Below are 15708 nucleotides of genomic sequence, written 5' to 3'. Positions count from 1 at the left end.
CGTCGATGAAGACTCTGAGAACTTTTGGATCCATCGCTTTGCTGGTGATCAGTACGGCTGCAGTCGAAGCTGGCAACGGAAAGGCCGGGCACTGCCCGCCCGGTCTGGCCAAAAAGGCAGTCCCCTGCGTGCCACCAGGACAGGTCAAAAACCTATATCGGACGGGCGACCGTATCGAACGGGACTATGTCTGGATCGACGATCCCTATCGATACGGCCTGAAACGAGGCGGCAATTACGTTCGCGCCGGCGACTATGTCTACAGAATCGATCCTGAAACGCGGAAAGTTCTCAACCTGATCGGCGCCGTGGCGGATATCCTGTACTAGGAAACCGACGGGCCGTTATTCTGCAGCGACCCGGTCCAAATTCAACATCGGCCTGAGGTAATGCCCGGTATGGCTGCCCTCACACTCCGCAACTTGCTCGGGTGTGCCCTCGGCAACAATCTGTCCGCCGCCATCGCCACCTTCCGGGCCAATATCGATGATCCAATCGGCGGTTTTGATCACATCCAGGTTGTGTTCGATCACAATGACCGTATTTCCCTGATCTACCAGTTCGTGCAGTACTTCCAGAAGCTTACGGACATCTTCAAAGTGCAGGCCGGTGGTCGGTTCATCCAGAATATACAGCGTCCGCCCGGTCGAACGTTTGGACAGTTCCTTTGAAAGCTTGACCCGCTGCGCCTCACCACCCGAAAGCGTGGTGGCCTGCTGTCCGACCTTGATATAACCCAGACCAACCCGCGCCAGTGCGTCCATCTTGTCGCGAATGGAAGGCACAGCTTTGAAGAAGTCCTGCGCGTCTTCCACCGTCATATCAAGAACATCCGCGATGGACTTGCCCTTGAATTTGATCTCCAGTGTCTCGCGGTTGTACCGCGCACCCTTGCAGGTTTCACAGGTCACGTAGACATCCGGAAGGAAGTGCATCTCGATCTTGATGACCCCGTCACCCTGACAGGCCTCGCACCGACCTCCCTTGACGTTGAAGCTGAACCGTCCCGGTTTGTACCCTCGTGCCTTGGCCTCGGGCAGACCGGCAAACCAGTCGCGGATCGGGGTGAACGCCCCCGTGTAAGTTGCTGGGTTTGAACGCGGAGTCCGCCCAATGGGTCGCTGGTCGATGTCGATGACCTTATCCAGATGCTCCAGTCCCTTGATCGTCTCGCACGGCGCAGGTGTCTGGCGCGCGCCATTCAGGCGCATCGACGCCGTTTTGAACAGCGTCTCAATGGTCAAAGTGGATTTCCCGCCGCCGGAAACTCCGGTCACACAGACAAACTTGGCCAAAGGAAACTCAGCCGTCACATTCTTCAGGTTGTTCCCGGTCGCATTGACCACCGACACCTTCTTCTTGTTGCCCTTGCGCCGTTCAGCGGGCACTGCGATCTCGCGCGTTCCGGCCAGATATTGCCCCGTGATCGAGGCCGCATCCGCCGTAATTTCCGCAGGTGTTCCCTGGCTTACGACCTGCCCGCCATGCACACCGGCGCCGGGACCAATATCAAAAACGTAATCAGCCTCACGGATGGCTTCTTCGTCATGCTCAACAACGATCACGGTATTCCCTTGATCGCGCAGGTTCTTGAGCGTTCCAAGCAGACGGTCATTGTCGCGCTGGTGCAACCCGATTGACGGCTCGTCCAGCACATACAGAACCCCTGTCAGACCCGAACCGATCTGACTGGCCAACCGGATCCGCTGGCTTTCGCCACCAGACAGGGTTCCACTTGAACGTGACAGCGTAAGGTATTCCAAACCAACATTATTCAGGAATCCAAGTCTTTCGCGGATTTCCTTCAGAATTGCGCGCGCTATCTCGTTTTTCTGCGTGTTCAGATGGTTCGGAGCATCCTCGATCCAGGCCAGAGCCTCCTTGATCGACATCTGAACCACCTGCCCAACATGCAGGCCCGCGATTTTGACGGCCAGGGCTTCGGGACGCAGACGGTAGCCATCACATGTCCCGCAGGGGCGGTTATTCTGATAGCGCTCGAATTCTTCACGGATCCAGGCGCTGTCGGTCTCGCGGTAACGGCGTTCCATATTGGGAATTACGCCCTCGAAACTGCGAGTCACTTGATAAACCCGTCCACCTTCGTCGTAACGGAACTGTATTTCCTCGTCGCCCGACCCCCGAAGAAACACCTGCTGCACCTTCTCCGGCAGGTCTTTCCATGGGGTGTTCTTGTCGAACTCAAAGTGGCGGGCGATGGCTTCGATGGTTTGAAGGAAGTACGGCGATTTACCCTTTCGCCACGGCGCCAGTGCACCATCATACAGTTTCAGTGTCTGGTCCGGCACCACGAGACGCTCATCGAAGAACAGTTCGACCCCCAGACCGTCGCAATCCGGGCATGCCCCAAAAGGTGCGTTGAACGAGAACAGGCGCGGCTCGATCTCGGGGATCGTGAAGCCACTGACCGGACAGGCAAAATTCTCGCTGAAAGTGATACGTTCGGGGTCTCCTTCGCGCGGCGCGGTTTCCAGAATCGCGATTCCATCGGCCAGATCCAGCGCAGTCCGCAGGCTGTCGGCCAGACGTGTTTCCATCCCTTCGCGTACAACCAGACGGTCGACTACGACGTCGATGTCATGGCGAAACTTCTTGTCCAGAGTGGGCGGCTCATCAAGTTCATAGAACTCCCCGTCCACCTTGACGCGCTGGAAGCCCTGCTTACGCAGTTCGAGGAATTCTTTTTTGTACTCCCCTTTCCGGTCCCGCACGATGGGTGCCAGAAGGTATCCGCGCGTCCCTTCCTCCATCGCCATGATGCGGTCGACCATGTCCTGCACCTGCTGCGCTTCAATGGGCAGACCCGTGGCAGGGCTGTAGGGCGTTCCTGCACGCGCGAACAACAGTCGCAAATAATCATAGATCTCGGTGACCGTGCCAACGGTGGAGCGTGGGTTCTTCGACGTCGTTTTCTGCTCGATGGAAATCGCCGGGGACAGGCCGCTGATATGGTCAACGTCGGGCTTTTCCATCATGTCCAGAAACTGGCGCGCATAAGCGGACAGGCTTTCGACATAGCGCCTTTGACCTTCGGCATAGATGGTATCAAAGGCCAGCGACGACTTGCCCGAACCAGACAGACCTGTAATCACCACAAGCTGATCCCGTGGAATGTCAACATCAATACTTTTGAGGTTATGCTCGCGCGCGCCGCGCACCTCGATATTCTTCAGCTCAGCCATTTCGGCCCCCAACAGACAAGTGTCCTAGAAATAGGCGAGCCAGGCTGAGTCTCCAACACAAAAGTTAGAACAAAGTGTGAACAGTCGGATTATTGCCGACAACTCCTGACATTAGCCCCATGTCGATCGCCCCAATGGGCAATTGTTTTCGGTCAATCTACGAAATCAGGGAAATGGCGCGGTTGACGGGGCTCGAACCCGCGACCCCCGGCGTGACAGGCCGGTACTCTAACCAACTGAGCTACAACCGCGCATCTATTTTCGTGGCCTTTGCCCTGGACCAAGGAGTGCAGCGATGGCGCGGTTGACGGGGCTCGAACCCGCGACCCCCGGCGTGACAGGCCGGTACTCTAACCAACTGAGCTACAACCGCCCGCTGCCCGTTCGCTCTGAACGTTGGGGTGTATTATGGCCACGCCCCGGCATCGTCAAGCGGCGTTTTCAAGTTTTTTGCCCTATCCTGATTTTTTCCCGAACCCACCCTTTGAACAGGCGCCGGGTTCTGCGTGAAAAGCGCTAAGGGCAAGCAAAGTTTCTGCGCCACCTGCATCTGATCTTGCGAACCGGACTGACACACTGTAAGAGGCGGCCTCACGGGTGATTAGCTCAGTGGTAGAGCGCTTCGTTCACATCGAAGATGTCAGGAGTTCAAATCTCTTATCACCCACCATCTTTTCAATGACTTGTCGGATCTGGCGACAGGAATGGGTGCCAGAAGCCAAAACGCGGCCAGGCGTCCAAGCCTCATTTCTCTAAAAGAACCGCCTCTACGATCAGTTGCAAAGTGATACTTCGCTATCTAATCTGCAGACATTGATAGAGGGAATTGCGATGAAACATATATTTGCGGCGTTAGCCGTGTGCTTGGCCAATGCAGCCAGTGCTTTGACGGTTACGTTCGATCACAACCCGGTTTATCCCAATGCGGGTGGTGGACCTGCGACGTCCAACGGGTTCATCTACGATTACAGCACGACCTATCTGGGAGGGAACTACCTGTACCTGCATTCCGATAGTGGCATTCTGACGTCAAAAATCAGAGCCATAAGCGGAACAACATTCACGGCAAAATCTATTGATGTTTGGGGCGCATTGCGGATTTTCATGTCGGGATCGGGGCCTAGACCGGCAGACGATAACAGCCAAGCCTACTTCCAGTGGGCAACGTCAGGAATTGCGCCGGTGGCAACTCTGACTTTCACTGGAGTGCGAAACGGGGCTACGGTGGCTACGCAGTCGATCGGCCCGACGCAGACACAACTTACGTCGGACAGTGTCATACCGAAACTAAAGAAGCTTAGGTTATCTAGCGGGTTCTCTCATATCGATCGGTTGATACTTACCGTGAACAACCCGATCAGTGGCCCCTATTGGAATGACTTGTACGACCCGTTCGGACCCAACACGGTTTGGTGTAACGATTGGTGTGCCAGTTATCGGGTGGACAATCTAAAAGTATCAGCCGTTCCCCTGCCCGCCAGCGGGCTACTACTGATAGGCGCAATAGCTGGGCTGTTTGGAATCAGGCGACGTAGAATAACCGCCTACTAGAGTCTGGCTGGGAGCCCGGTGACACCAAGGCTGGCTTACGCGTGCCGCCAGAACTGCCTCAATACCAACAAGTTGAGCTGATTGAGGGTTGCTCGAGAGCAAGCTTGTCACAGCGCGATCCCCCCGCATATCCTGACCGGAATTGATCGGTATTTCCGGGCATTGTTTTCAGGGTTGTCTATGGCTGAATTGAAGCGCGATATTGGTCTTGTTGGCCTGACGTTCATTTCGGTTGGAGGCATTATTGGCTCGGGCTGGCTGTTCGGGCCTATGTTGGCCGTGCAGCACGCTGGTCCTGCGGCCATCCTGTCCTGGATCATCGGCGCGGTTGCCATGTTTGTTCTGGCCATAACATTTGCCGAAATCTCGGCCATGCTGCCGATATCCGGTGGAATTGCACGGGTGCCTCAGTTTTCACATGGCAACATAGTCTCGATGGCCATGGGGTGGACAGCCTGGATCGGATATAACACCACCGCACCAATCGAAGTTGAGGCAATGTTGAAATACCTCGCGCCCTATGCGCCCTGGCTGCATGCTGCGGATACCGGCGATCTGACCGGGGCTGGCATCGCGGTTGCACTGGTTTTCATGCTTCTGTTCGTCGCGGTCAACGCATTGGGGGTGAAGTTTTTCACGCAGGTCAACGCTGCGCTGACGTGGGCCAAAATCGCTATCCCTATCGTTCTGTCGATCCTGCTGATCACGACACGGTTCAACACCGAAAACTTCACTCAGCCAGGTGGTTTTGCGCCCTATGGATTACAGGGCATCATGGCAGCGGTGTCGACCGGAGGCGTGATATTCTCTTTCATCGGATTTCGCCACGTCGTCGACATGGCTGGTGAAGTTCGAAACCCCAAATTCTCCATCCCCGCAGCCCTGGTTCTATCCATCGTTCTGTGCGCGGCCCTGTATCTGGGACTTCAGATCGCATTCATCGGCGCGCTTGATCCCGAAATGCTGAAAAACGGTTGGGCACAATTGAACTTTGGCGGTCAGGGTCCGCTGGACGGAATAATCATGTCCGTGGGGATCATCTGGTTTCTCAGCCTGCTCAACATCGGCTCGGTAATCGGACCTTTTGGCAACGGATTGGTGGCCACTGGCTCGAACGCGCGTATTGCCATGGCGTTGTCCAAAAACGGCTTCCTGCCGCAACGCCTGCAAATGCTGTCTTCGTTCGGCGTGCCGCTTTGGGCACTGGCGCTGAATTTTCTGATCGGAACGCTCTTCCTGCTGACCGTACCTTTCGCCACAGTAATCGCGTTGAACGGAGCGGCCATCGTCCTGTCATTCGCCGTCGGCCCAATCGCCGTGGTCTGCTTGCGCCACCTCATGCCCGATCACCCGCGTTCGATCCGCATCCCGGCCGTCAAGGTGGTCGCCGTCACGGCCTTTGCCGTTGCCACATTGGTCGTCTACTGGAGCGGTTGGGACACGGTCTGGCGCCTTGGCATTGCATTGATCGTTGGAATGGTTCTTCTGTTGCTGCGGTTCCGCAACCGTCTGGACGAAATGGACGTGACCGAAGCCTTGTGGCTGGCGCCTTATTTTGCCGGTATCGGGCTGATCTCTTTCCTTGGGCAATTCGGCGAAGGCGCGCAAAAGCAGATCCCCTTTGGTTGGGATATTCTGCTGTGTATCCTGTTTTCCGCCGTGATCTTCAGTCTTGCCGTCCGTTCAGCCCTATCCACTGAAAAGTTTCAGGAATACATCGCCGAAGAAGAAATACTGGATCCCAAGGAACCCGTTATCGGGTTCTGAATAACCGAGTGACCCAAATGAAAAAGCCCGCCGCAATTGCCGCAGGCTTCTCCATATTCTCTCAGGTGGCCAGTATCCCGGCCCTGACTTCCGGTAACTTAATGTGCAGTCGCCGACGGTCCGGTGCTTTCGGGTGCCTTGGCGGCGGCTGCCGCTGCTTCCTCGGCCGCTTCGTCCCATTCGATGGGATCTGGCGCGCGAACAAGTGCCTGCTCCAGAACTTCCGAGACATGCTTGACCGGAATGATCTTAAGGCCTTCCTTTACGTTATCCGGAATGTCCGCCAGATCCTTCTCGTTCTCTTCCGGGATCAGCACCGTCTTGATGCCTCCCCGCAGGGCAGCCAACAGCTTTTCTTTCAAACCGCCAATCGGCATTGCATTCCCGCGAAGCGACACCTCGCCCGTCATGGCAATGTCCTTGCGCACTGGAATTCCGGTCAGGACCGATACGATCGACGTTACCATCGCCAAACCGGCCGAAGGACCGTCCTTGGGGGTTGCCCCATCCGGAACGTGCACGTGAATATCCAACGTGTCGAACTTGGGCGGCTTCACACCGATCTGAGGTGAAATCGACCGCACATAAGACGAGGCCGCGTCGATGGATTCCTTCATCACGTCGCCCAGCTTGCCGGTGGTCTTCATCCGCCCTTTGCCGGGCAGTTTCAGCGCCTCGATATGCAGCAGATCACCCCCTACCGAGGTCCAAGCCAGACCGGTAACAACACCAACCTGATCGTCCTGTTCAGCAAGACCATAGCGGAACTTCGGCACGCCCAGGAATTCATCCAGATTGTCCGGCGTCACCGTGACGGATTCAGCCTCTTTCTTGATGATCTTGGTCAGCGATTTCCGCGCCACCTTGGCGATTTCACGTTCCAGATTCCGCACCCCGGCTTCACGGGTGTAGATGCGAATGATCTTTTGGAGCGCCTCGTCGGTCAGATCAAACTCCTTGGTTTTCAGACCATGGTTCTTGACCTGTTTGCCAATCAGGTGCTGTTTGGCGATCTCGCTCTTTTCCTCTTCGGTGTAGCCGGCCAGCGGGATGATCTCCATCCGGTCCAGCAAAGGCCCGGGCATGTTGTAGCTGTTCGACGTAGTCAGGAACATCACGTTCGACAGGTCATATTCCACTTCAAGATAATGGTCCATGAACGTGCTGTTCTGTTCCGGGTCCAACACTTCCAGCATTGCCGAAGCCGGGTCGCCACGGAAGTCCTGCCCCATCTTGTCGATCTCGTCGAGCAGGATAAGCGGGTTCGTGGTCTTCGCCTTTTTCAGCGCCTGGATGATCTTGCCGGGCATCGAGCCGATATAGGTCCGACGGTGACCGCGGATCTCGGATTCATCGCGCACACCGCCCAGCGAGATGCGAATGAACTCGCGCCCCGTGGCTTTAGCAACGGATTTACCAAGCGAGGTCTTACCCACACCCGGAGGGCCAACGAGGCACAGGATCGGGCCTTTCAGCTTCTTCGAGCGCTGCTGCACCGCGAGATACTCGACGATCCGTTCCTTGACCTTCTCAAGCCCATAGTGGTCGGCATCCAGAATATCCTGCGCCCGGCCCAGATCCTTTTTGACACGGGACTTGGTGCCCCAAGGCAGCGATAGTATCCAGTCCAGATAGTTGCGCACAACGGTCGCTTCGGCAGACATCGGCGACATGTTCTTGAGCTTCTTCAGCTCGCCTTCCGCCTTTTCCAGCGCCTCTTTCGACAGCTTGGTCTCGGCTATTTTGGCTTCCAGTTCGGCAACCTCGTTGCTACCGTCCTCGCCATCGCCAAGCTCTTTCTGAATGGCCTTCATCTGCTCATTCAGATAATATTCGCGCTGCGTCTTCTCCATCTGGGATTTGACGCGGGTCTTGATCTTTTTCTCGACCTGCAGAACCGACATTTCGCCCTGCATCAGGCCGTAGACCTTCTCGAGCCGTTCGCTGACGGACAGAGTTTCCAGCAACTCCTGCTTTTGCTCGACTTCAATGCCCAGATGACCCGACACGAGGTCAGCCAGCTTGGCGGGCTCAGTTGTCTCGCCAACTGCTGCAAGCGCTTCTTCGGGAATGTTCTTGCGCACTTTGGCATAGCGCTCGAACTCGTCCGCAACGGTGCGCAGCAGCGCCTCGGTCGTGGTCACATCGCCGGGTATCTCGGTCAGATACTCCGCACGGGCTTCGAAGAAATCGTCGTTTTCGAGAAATTCGGTGATCTGCACGCGCGCCTGCCCTTCAACCAGCACCTTGACGGTGCCATCGGGCAGCTTCAGCAGTTGCAGAACGTTCGCCAGAACACCGGACTGGTAAATCCCTTCGATGGTGGGATCGTCATCACCCGGATCAATCTGGCTGGACAGCAATATCTGCTTGTCGTCCTGCATCACTTCTTCCAGTGCACGGACGGATTTTTCCCGCCCCACGAACAGCGGCACGATCATGTGCGGAAAAACCACGATGTCGCGCAAAGGCAGTACGGGGTATGAGGAATTCAGAGGCTCTTGCATGCTCAATCCTTATCATTGGCAAGACGGCACTGGTCCCTAGAAAGGCAACCTTTGGCCATCTCCTGTCTTGGACGATAAAGGTGGGGCGCGGACCGCCTGTTTTCAACCTCATCGCCGTTTGTCGGCAATCAGAATGACCGGATGATTTACCGACTGCAAGGCGTTGCGCGGACATATCCACGAATTTTGTTGAAACCCAACCGGATTTGCCGCCTAAACAGGCTCAATATCCCCTTCCGCACGCTGCGCGTGAAAGTCGCCTTGCCAAGCCGCAAACCGACCTTCGGAAATCGCGTCTCGCATTCCCTGCATAATCTCTTGAAAATAGTGCAGATTGTGCCATGTCAGCAGCATCCCCGAAATCATCTCGTTCGAACGGAAAACATGGTGAAGGTAAGCGCGCGAGTAGTTTGAACAGGCCGGGCAACTGCAAGCTTCATCCAGCGGGCGCGGGTCGTCCGCGTGACGGGCATTCTTGATGTTGACCACACCGCGACGGGTGAAAACCTGCCCTGTTCGCCCAGACCGCGACGGCAGCACGCAATCCATCATGTCGATCCCGCGTGCGACGGCACCCACGATGTCGTCAGGCTTGCCAACCCCCATCAGGTAACGGGGCTTGTCCGAGGGAAGATAGTCCGGCGCGTATTCAAGGCAGTCGAACATGGCTTCCTGCCCCTCGCCCACGGCCAGACCGCCGACGGCATAGCCTTCGAAGCCGATTTTATTCAATGCCTCGGCGCTTTCCTCGCGCAGGTCGCGTTCCAGCCCGCCTTGCATGATCCCGAACAGTGCATGGCCAGGACGGTCTCCGAACGCCTCGCGCGACCGATCGGCCCATCGCATCGACAGGCGCATGGATTCTGCGATGCGGTCCCGATCGGCTGGCAACGCTGGGCACTCATCGAAACACATGACGATGTCCGATCCCAAGAGCCGCTGGATTTCCATTGACCGCTCGGGCGTCAGTTCATGTTTTGATCCGTCGACATGGGATTTGAAGGTCACGCCTTTTTCCGTCAGCTTGCGCAGCCCGGCCAGCGACATGACCTGAAATCCACCCGAGTCCGTCAGAATTGGCCGCTCCCAGTTCATGAATTTATGCAATCCGCCCAGGCGATCGATCCGCTCAGCGGTGGGGCGCAACATCAGGTGATATGTATTGCCCAACAGGATATCGGCCCCCGTCGCGCGCACGCTTTCCGGCATCATCGCCTTGACGGTCGCGGCTGTCCCGACCGGCATGAAAGCAGGCGTGCGAACCTCACCCCTCGGGGTATGGATCACACCGGTTCTGGCCTTGCCGTCGGTGGCCTTCAGATCAAAGGAAAAACGGTCTGTCATTGTGTCGCCTCGGGGTCGCTGAACCGGGCAGGATTTGCCTGATCCGCCTGCCCTTTGCAACCCGTCAGGGCAAAGTGACAACGCGCTCCGTGAACAACGCCACAACGCCTTCGCCGTCGACATCCCTGCAAACGCGAATTGCGGGACGCGAGGGATCCGGCCGCGTGGCACCGTTTTCCTCCCCACCGACGATCACGCGCAGGCCTGTCTCGACCGTGTCGAACATCGGTTCGTGAGAGCATGCAATTACGGCGGTCGAGTCGTGCAACCCGCATCCTTCCAGCCCACCGACTTCCTTATAGAACTTAAGGTAGAACTTTGAAATGTCGCGCAAAAAGACGCCCATGTTTGGGGAACTTTCGGCCAGCGCATCGAAGTCCGCGCCCCGGTAAAGGGTCTTCAGCGTGACGTCCAATCCAACCAGAACCGTATTCGGGGGGGCCGCAAAAACGAAATCCGCCGCTCGGGCATCGTGGTAAATGTTGGCTTCTGCGTGGGCGGTGATGTTTCCGGGGCAATACACGGCGCCCCCCATGATCACCAGCCGACCCAGATTTTGGGAAAACTCCGGGTCCAAGCGCATCGCATCGGCGATGTTGGTCAACGGACCAACCGCACAAACGACCAGTTCGCCTTTGTGTTCGCGTGCCATTTCGACCAGAAATTCTGCCGCTGGCAGGGGATGGTTTTCGCCGATCTGCGGGATTTCCGTCAGGTCTCCGAACCCTTCCGGCCCGTGGACATGTTCGGACGGAACATGTGCGTCCGTCTCAAGCGGAAAGGCTGCGCCTTCCGCGACTGCAGCATCAAGGCCGAGTTTGTGCAGCAAAAACCGCGCATTACGGCTGGATTGATGCACATGCGTGTTTCCGAAAATGGTCGTCAGACCAATCAGGTCAATTTCCGGCGCGGCGGCGGCGTAGGCAATAGCCATCGCATCGTCGATTCCCGGATCTGTGTCGATAATCAGTTTCATATGCGCCCGATACCGCAATCAGGACGGGATGCAAAGCGGACACATCTGTTGTTTTCCCTCGAACTTCGACGCCTTCACTGGCTTGCATCCGAGTCCAATCTGTCCATACCAGAGTTGAAATCGGGCGACTCAACCCCCAAGTGTATACCATAGTACACAATAAAGAGGACAGAAATGACCGAAGATCAGATCATCGGATTGCTTTCATCGAACATCATTTACCTGCTGGCGGCGGCCCTAATCGTAATCGTCATCCTGAAGGGCATTAAGATCGTCCCTCAATCCGAAAAGTTCGTGATTGAACGCTTCGGTCGGCTGCACTCGGTTTTGGGACCCGGGATCAATTTTATCGTTCCTTTCCTGGATGTTGCGCGCCACAAGATATCCATTCTTGAACGTCAGCTTCCAAACGCGACGCAGGATGCAATCACCAAGGATAACGTTCTGGTCCAGATCGATACATCGGTGTTCTACCGCATTCTTGAGCCTGAAAAGACAGTCTACCGAATCCGTGACGTCGACGGTGCGATTGCGACCACGGTGGCAGGTATCGTGCGCGCCGAGATCGGCAAAATGGATCTGGATGAAGTACAGTCGAACCGCGCCCAGTTGATCTCCCAAATCCAGGAAAGTGTCGAAACAGCCGTCGATGACTGGGGCATCGAAGTGACCCGCGCCGAAATTCTGGACGTTAATTTGGACCAAGCGACCCGTGACGCCATGCTGCAGCAGCTGAACGCCGAACGCGCGCGCCGGGCTCAGGTAACCGAAGCCGAAGGCATGAAACGCGCTGTTGAACTGCAGGCAGATGCCGAACTTTATGCGGCGGAACAAACCGCCAAGGCCCGGCGTATTCAAGCCGAAGCCGAGGCTTATGCGACCGGTGTCGTTGCCAAGGCAATTCAGGACAACGGTATCGAGGCCGCTCAGTATCAGGTCGCTCTGAAACAGGTCGAATCGCTTAACGCATTGGGCAACGGGACCGGAAAACAGACGATCGTCGTGCCGGCAAACGCCCTTGAGGCTTTCGGTGATGCGTTCAAGATGCTGAAAGGAGCAAAATGATGGCGGATCCCTTCTGGCTGACCTGGTGGATCTGGATGGCCGCCGCATTGGCCTTGGGAATCCTTGAAATCGTGCTGCCGGGTTTCATCTTTCTTGGCTTTGCCATCGGTGCCGCAATCACGGGTATCCTGCTGATTTTGCCGGGGCTTACACCCTCGCTGCCGATACTGTTGCTGATCTTCGCGGTGTTGTCGCTGGTGTCCTGGCTGGTTCTTCGGCGCATATTCGCGCTGCCCCATGGTCAGGTCAAAACGTTCAACCACGATATCAATGACTGAACGGGGGTGGCGCCCAAGGCGGGCGCCATTGCCGCACTGGACGCTGGTCCGGCCTTTCCCTATATATTTTCTCAGGTAACAAACCCGAGGCAAGAATGACGCATCCCAGTGAACAGTTTGAAGGCACGCCGCTGATTGCCCCTTCGACCATCGAACACCCCTTGTACGAGGCCGTGGTCGAGGCATGCCGAACGGTTTATGATCCTGAGATTCCAGTGAATATCTATGATCTTGGGCTAATCTACACAATCGAGATTGCCGAGGACAATGCAGTCAAAGTCATCATGACCCTGACCGCACCGGGCTGCCCCGTCGCCGGAGACATGCCGGGCTGGATTGTCGAAGCCGTTGAACCGGTTGCCGGCATCAAGGAAGTTGACGTTGAACTGACCTGGGAACCACCGTGGGGAATGGAAATGATGTCTGACGAGGCCCGACTGGAACTCGGATTTATGTGACCAGAAAATTATCTTCAAAAAACAATCTGTTGTCGTCAAAAAGTCATCCAACTGTTACACGGCTGTAGCAAAACTTTCATACACCTGCGCAACAAATCGGTGTGTCGACGAATAAGTGCATTCCATTTGTCGCTCGCACGGGCTGCTGGATCGCTTGCCCTCCTTTAAATCTCCGGCCCGAATATTGGACCGCTCTTGCCCGAGGGCGGTCCAGAACGTTCAGGGTAAACTGCAATTTACTGATTTCCGCAGGTCGATTTGATCTCTGCTGCCCTATCATCCAATTGCTTGACGTAATCTCCGGACAGCATTTGCAGTCTCTTGCCTTCGGTGCCGGTTACCAGTCCAAGTAATGCGCCCGCAGGCGTAATTGCCGCCACACTTTCCAACTGCTTGTCTTCGGCATGCTTCTTTTCTGACGCAATCGCGCGCAGATCGCCTTCGGCGGTTGCGCAATTGACAGGGTGTCTGGGCCCGTCCGACGCAGCCCAGGCAGTGCCAGCCAAAACAGTAAAACTCACCCCCAACAGCGCCAGCGGCGCATTTGATTTCAGATATTTTGACCGCAATGCCATATTTGCAAACCTCGTGATTGTTGTTGCGCCGAAGGACCGATATCTGTTGCCCCTCCGGATCAGGCTAATCCGGCCAGCCGCGCTGGTGCAAGGCGACCGGTGCCCGCAAACCGGCTGTTTCAAAGCAAATCTTCGCAATCATAGGCCGCGCTCACTTGAGCCCGGTGATCAAAAGCCCTAAATTAGTGTCAACGCGACGACGGAGATCCCCTGATGTTTGGCATTCCTGGCAAACAGGCTGTAACCATGACGCCCAAGGCGGCCGAGCAAATTGCTCGTCTGATGGCCTCGGCCGGACATGCCGGGCTGCGCATTGGCGTGAAAAAAGGCGGATGCGCCGGCATGGAATATACCATGGACTATGTGGATCAGGCGGACCCTAACGACGAGGTTGTCGAACAGGACGGTGCACGGGTCATGATTGCGCCCATGGCGCAAATGTTCCTGTTCGGGACCGAGATCGACTACGAAGTCACTCTATTGGAGTCCGGCTTCAAGTTCCGCAATCCAAATGTTGTCGATGCATGCGGCTGCGGCGAGTCGATCAAGTTCGACGAGGCGCTGACTGAACAGCGATAAGGCGTTTGTGCGTCACATCAACATTCTCCCCAAAGCTCCCGGGTTTCCGGCCACCTTTTGATCAGGCGCGCCGTATGTATTGGCGCAGACGGAATTTCCGGCGATTGACCGACCAGCACCCCTTGCGCGGAATTGTCAGGTGGGGCGTGGGGTGCTATCCGAAAATGAAATGATGTCAAAATGAAGAGGTGCAGGGATGCGGCGCAAGCTGGCGGCTGGAAACTGGAAAATGAACGGAACCAGCGAAGCGCTGGGCGAGCTTGAGGTGCTGGCCAGCACCCACCCTGCCCCAACTGTCGATATTCTGATCTGCCCTCCGGCCACACTGGTTCACCGCGCCGCGCAGGCGACGCAGGGAACCGGCATTACTATCGGCGGCCAAGATTGCCACGCGGCCCCGAACGGCGCCCACACCGGCGATATCAGCGCCGACATGCTGGTCGACGCTGGCGCAACAACCGTCATTCTGGGGCATTCGGAACGACGCGAGGATCATTCCGAACAGGATGAGGACATTCGCGCCAAAGCCCGCGTCGCGATGGACGCCGGTCTGAAAACCGTCATCTGCGTTGGTGAAAGTCTGGAACAACGCGAAGCCGCCAATACGCTTGATATTATTGGCGGCCAGATGTCGGGTTCCATTCCGGATCAGTCGACCGGTGAAAACCTGATCGTCGCATACGAGCCGATCTGGGCCATCGGAACCGGAAAAGTACCCACTCTGAACGAGATTGGAGAGGTTCACGACTTTATCCGCGCGCGTCTGGAGCGCCGCTTTGGCGAAGGTGTCGGGCGCTCGGTCCGGTTGCTTTATGGCGGTTCGGTAAAGCCTAGCAACGCAGCAGATATTTTCGCCGTCTCCAATGTCGATGGTGCGCTGGTTGGCGGCGCAAGTCTGAAAGCCGCCGATTTCTCGGGGATCATCGAGGCACTGGAAAACGCCTGATCAGGCAAGCTTCATCGTGATCATCCCCGCCACGATCAAAACCGCCGCGCAAATGCGCGCGGCGGTTACCGCTTCGCCCAAAAACAGGATACCGACCAGAAACGCGCCAACGGCGCCAATCCCTGTCCAGACGACATAAGCTGTGCCCAATGGCAGCGTCCGCATTGCCAGCGCAAGCAGGGCGAACGAGCCCAACATCGACACGCCCATAATCGCGGTGGGCCAAAACCGGGTAAAACCGGCCGATTGCTTCATGGCAAAGGCCCAGACGATTTCAAGCAGTCCGGCAGTTAAGAGAATGATCCAGGGCATATAAGAGACCTCGTTTTGCCCGGGTCGTCCCGGAAAATTTCCCATTTTGGGGGAGGTCGTCCTCTGAGCGGCAGATAATCACTCAATTCGGTTCTTCAAGACAAAACCGGGCGGATTGCGCCGCCCGGTTTTTGCGTTGTCATGTAG

General features: G+C 56.5%; 14 protein-coding genes and 3 tRNA genes. 9 read left to right on the top strand and 8 right to left on the bottom strand.

What is annotated here, in order from left to right:
• Positions 1-5 precede the first annotated feature (5 nt).
• Complete coding sequence (locus tag ACR0J2_RS01785) at positions 6-329, top strand: hypothetical protein (protein WP_170676923.1); 324 nt, start codon at positions 6-8, stop codon at positions 327-329.
• 15 nt (positions 330-344) lie between these two features.
• On the opposite strand, the gene uvrA is transcribed toward ACR0J2_RS01785, so the two are convergent.
• From uvrA to ACR0J2_RS01770, 3 genes are all read right to left on the bottom strand, one after another.
• Positions 345-3203, bottom strand: coding sequence for an excinuclease ABC subunit UvrA (gene uvrA / locus ACR0J2_RS01780; RefSeq protein ID WP_480811503.1), 2859 nt, complete (start codon positions 3201-3203; stop codon positions 345-347).
• Positions 3204-3377: 174 nt separating this feature from the next.
• Positions 3378-3454 (bottom strand) — tRNA-Asp (locus ACR0J2_RS01775).
• 45 nt (positions 3455-3499) lie between these two features.
• Positions 3500-3576 (bottom strand) — tRNA-Asp (locus ACR0J2_RS01770).
• 222 nt (positions 3577-3798) lie between these two features.
• Here ACR0J2_RS01770 and ACR0J2_RS01765 point away from each other — a divergent pair.
• From ACR0J2_RS01765 to ACR0J2_RS01755, 3 genes are all read left to right on the top strand, one after another.
• A tRNA-Val gene (locus tag ACR0J2_RS01765) sits at positions 3799-3873 on the top strand.
• 161 nt (positions 3874-4034) lie between these two features.
• Positions 4035-4754 carry a VPLPA-CTERM sorting domain-containing protein gene (locus ACR0J2_RS01760; protein WP_480811502.1) on the top strand — a complete coding sequence of 240 codons (720 nt, stop codon included), beginning with the start codon at positions 4035-4037 and terminating at the stop codon, positions 4752-4754.
• 180 nt (positions 4755-4934) lie between these two features.
• Positions 4935-6521, top strand: a complete 1587-nt coding sequence (locus ACR0J2_RS01755) for an APC family permease (protein WP_480811501.1) — start codon at positions 4935-4937, stop codon at positions 6519-6521.
• Positions 6522-6619: 98 nt separating this feature from the next.
• On the opposite strand, the gene lon is transcribed toward ACR0J2_RS01755, so the two are convergent.
• From lon to ACR0J2_RS01740, 3 genes are all read right to left on the bottom strand, one after another.
• A complete protein-coding gene (gene lon, locus ACR0J2_RS01750; RefSeq protein WP_170616822.1) occupies positions 6620-9028 on the bottom strand; it encodes an endopeptidase La in 2409 nt (802 codons plus the stop codon).
• 213 nt (positions 9029-9241) lie between these two features.
• Complete coding sequence (gene tgt, locus ACR0J2_RS01745) at positions 9242-10372, bottom strand: tRNA guanosine(34) transglycosylase Tgt (RefSeq protein WP_480811500.1); 1131 nt, start codon at positions 10370-10372, stop codon at positions 9242-9244.
• A gap of 64 nt (positions 10373-10436) precedes the next feature.
• Complete coding sequence (locus ACR0J2_RS01740; RefSeq protein ID WP_480811499.1) at positions 10437-11348, bottom strand: nucleoside hydrolase; 912 nt, start codon at positions 11346-11348, stop codon at positions 10437-10439.
• Positions 11349-11522: 174 nt separating this feature from the next.
• Here ACR0J2_RS01740 and ACR0J2_RS01735 point away from each other — a divergent pair, with 174 nt between their 5' ends.
• The 3 genes from ACR0J2_RS01735 to ACR0J2_RS01725 all read left to right on the top strand — a co-directional run bounded on the left by ACR0J2_RS01735 (position 11523) and on the right by ACR0J2_RS01725 (position 13149).
• Positions 11523-12413: an SPFH domain-containing protein gene (locus ACR0J2_RS01735; protein WP_170616816.1), complete on the top strand. Its 891-nt coding sequence runs from the start codon at positions 11523-11525 to the stop codon at positions 12411-12413.
• Positions 12413-12691, top strand: coding sequence for an NfeD family protein (locus tag ACR0J2_RS01730; protein ID WP_170616814.1), 279 nt, complete (start codon positions 12413-12415; stop codon positions 12689-12691). Before ACR0J2_RS01735 ends, ACR0J2_RS01730 begins: the two co-directional genes overlap by 1 nt.
• A 95-nt stretch (positions 12692-12786) precedes the next feature.
• Positions 12787-13149 carry an SUF system Fe-S cluster assembly protein gene (locus ACR0J2_RS01725; protein WP_170616812.1) on the top strand — a complete coding sequence of 121 codons (363 nt, stop codon included), beginning with the start codon at positions 12787-12789 and terminating at the stop codon, positions 13147-13149.
• 236 nt (positions 13150-13385) lie between these two features.
• Here the strand turns inward: ACR0J2_RS01725 and ACR0J2_RS01720 are convergent, their stop codons facing one another.
• Entirely contained in the window at positions 13386-13724 is a 339-nt protein-coding gene (locus tag ACR0J2_RS01720) for a hypothetical protein (protein ID WP_480811498.1), read from the bottom strand.
• 213 nt (positions 13725-13937) lie between these two features.
• Here ACR0J2_RS01720 and ACR0J2_RS01715 point away from each other — a divergent pair, with 213 nt between their 5' ends.
• Positions 13938-14303, top strand: a complete 366-nt coding sequence (locus ACR0J2_RS01715; RefSeq protein ID WP_170616808.1) for a HesB/IscA family protein — start codon at positions 13938-13940, stop codon at positions 14301-14303.
• A 196-nt stretch (positions 14304-14499) separates the two neighbouring features.
• Positions 14500-15249: a triose-phosphate isomerase gene (tpiA, locus tag ACR0J2_RS01710; protein WP_480811497.1), complete on the top strand. Its 750-nt coding sequence runs from the start codon at positions 14500-14502 to the stop codon at positions 15247-15249.
• Here tpiA and ACR0J2_RS01705 read toward each other — a convergent pair whose 3' ends face one another.
• Entirely contained in the window at positions 15250-15561 is a 312-nt protein-coding gene (locus tag ACR0J2_RS01705; protein WP_480811496.1) for a DMT family transporter, read from the bottom strand.
• Between the last annotated feature and the right edge of the window lie 147 nt (positions 15562-15708).

This window comes from Ruegeria sp. CG4, from assembly GCF_056537185.1.
The sequence above is the reverse complement of the archived record's forward strand: the minus strand, read 5'-3'. Positions and strand labels throughout refer to the sequence as shown.

Excerpts from the sequence above, each read along its gene's own strand:
- ACR0J2_RS01705 (WP_480811496.1), bottom strand. The coding sequence starts at position 15,561 with ATGCCCTGGATCATTCTCTTAACTGCCGGACTGCTTGAAATCGTCTGG.
- ACR0J2_RS01715 (WP_170616808.1), top strand. The coding sequence starts at position 13,938 with ATGTTTGGCATTCCTGGCAAACAGGCTGTAACCATGACGCCCAAGGCG.
- ACR0J2_RS01755 (WP_480811501.1), top strand. The coding sequence starts at position 4,935 with ATGGCTGAATTGAAGCGCGATATTGGTCTTGTTGGCCTGACGTTCATT.
- ACR0J2_RS01730 (WP_170616814.1), top strand. The coding sequence starts at position 12,413 with ATGGCGGATCCCTTCTGGCTGACCTGGTGGATCTGGATGGCCGCCGCA.
- ACR0J2_RS01725 (WP_170616812.1), top strand. The coding sequence starts at position 12,787 with ATGACGCATCCCAGTGAACAGTTTGAAGGCACGCCGCTGATTGCCCCT.
- tgt (WP_480811500.1), bottom strand. The coding sequence starts at position 10,372 with ATGACAGACCGTTTTTCCTTTGATCTGAAGGCCACCGACGGCAAGGCC.
- ACR0J2_RS01735 (WP_170616816.1), top strand. The coding sequence starts at position 11,523 with ATGACCGAAGATCAGATCATCGGATTGCTTTCATCGAACATCATTTAC.
- ACR0J2_RS01720 (WP_480811498.1), bottom strand. The coding sequence starts at position 13,724 with ATGGCATTGCGGTCAAAATATCTGAAATCAAATGCGCCGCTGGCGCTG.
- ACR0J2_RS01740 (WP_480811499.1), bottom strand. The coding sequence starts at position 11,348 with ATGAAACTGATTATCGACACAGATCCGGGAATCGACGATGCGATGGCT.
- lon (WP_170616822.1), bottom strand. The coding sequence starts at position 9,028 with ATGCAAGAGCCTCTGAATTCCTCATACCCCGTACTGCCTTTGCGCGAC.
- tpiA (WP_480811497.1), top strand. The coding sequence starts at position 14,500 with ATGCGGCGCAAGCTGGCGGCTGGAAACTGGAAAATGAACGGAACCAGC.
- ACR0J2_RS01785 (WP_170676923.1), top strand. The coding sequence starts at position 6 with ATGAAGACTCTGAGAACTTTTGGATCCATCGCTTTGCTGGTGATCAGT.
- uvrA (WP_480811503.1), bottom strand. The coding sequence starts at position 3,203 with ATGGCTGAGCTGAAGAATATCGAGGTGCGCGGCGCGCGCGAGCATAAC.
- ACR0J2_RS01760 (WP_480811502.1), top strand. The coding sequence starts at position 4,035 with ATGAAACATATATTTGCGGCGTTAGCCGTGTGCTTGGCCAATGCAGCC.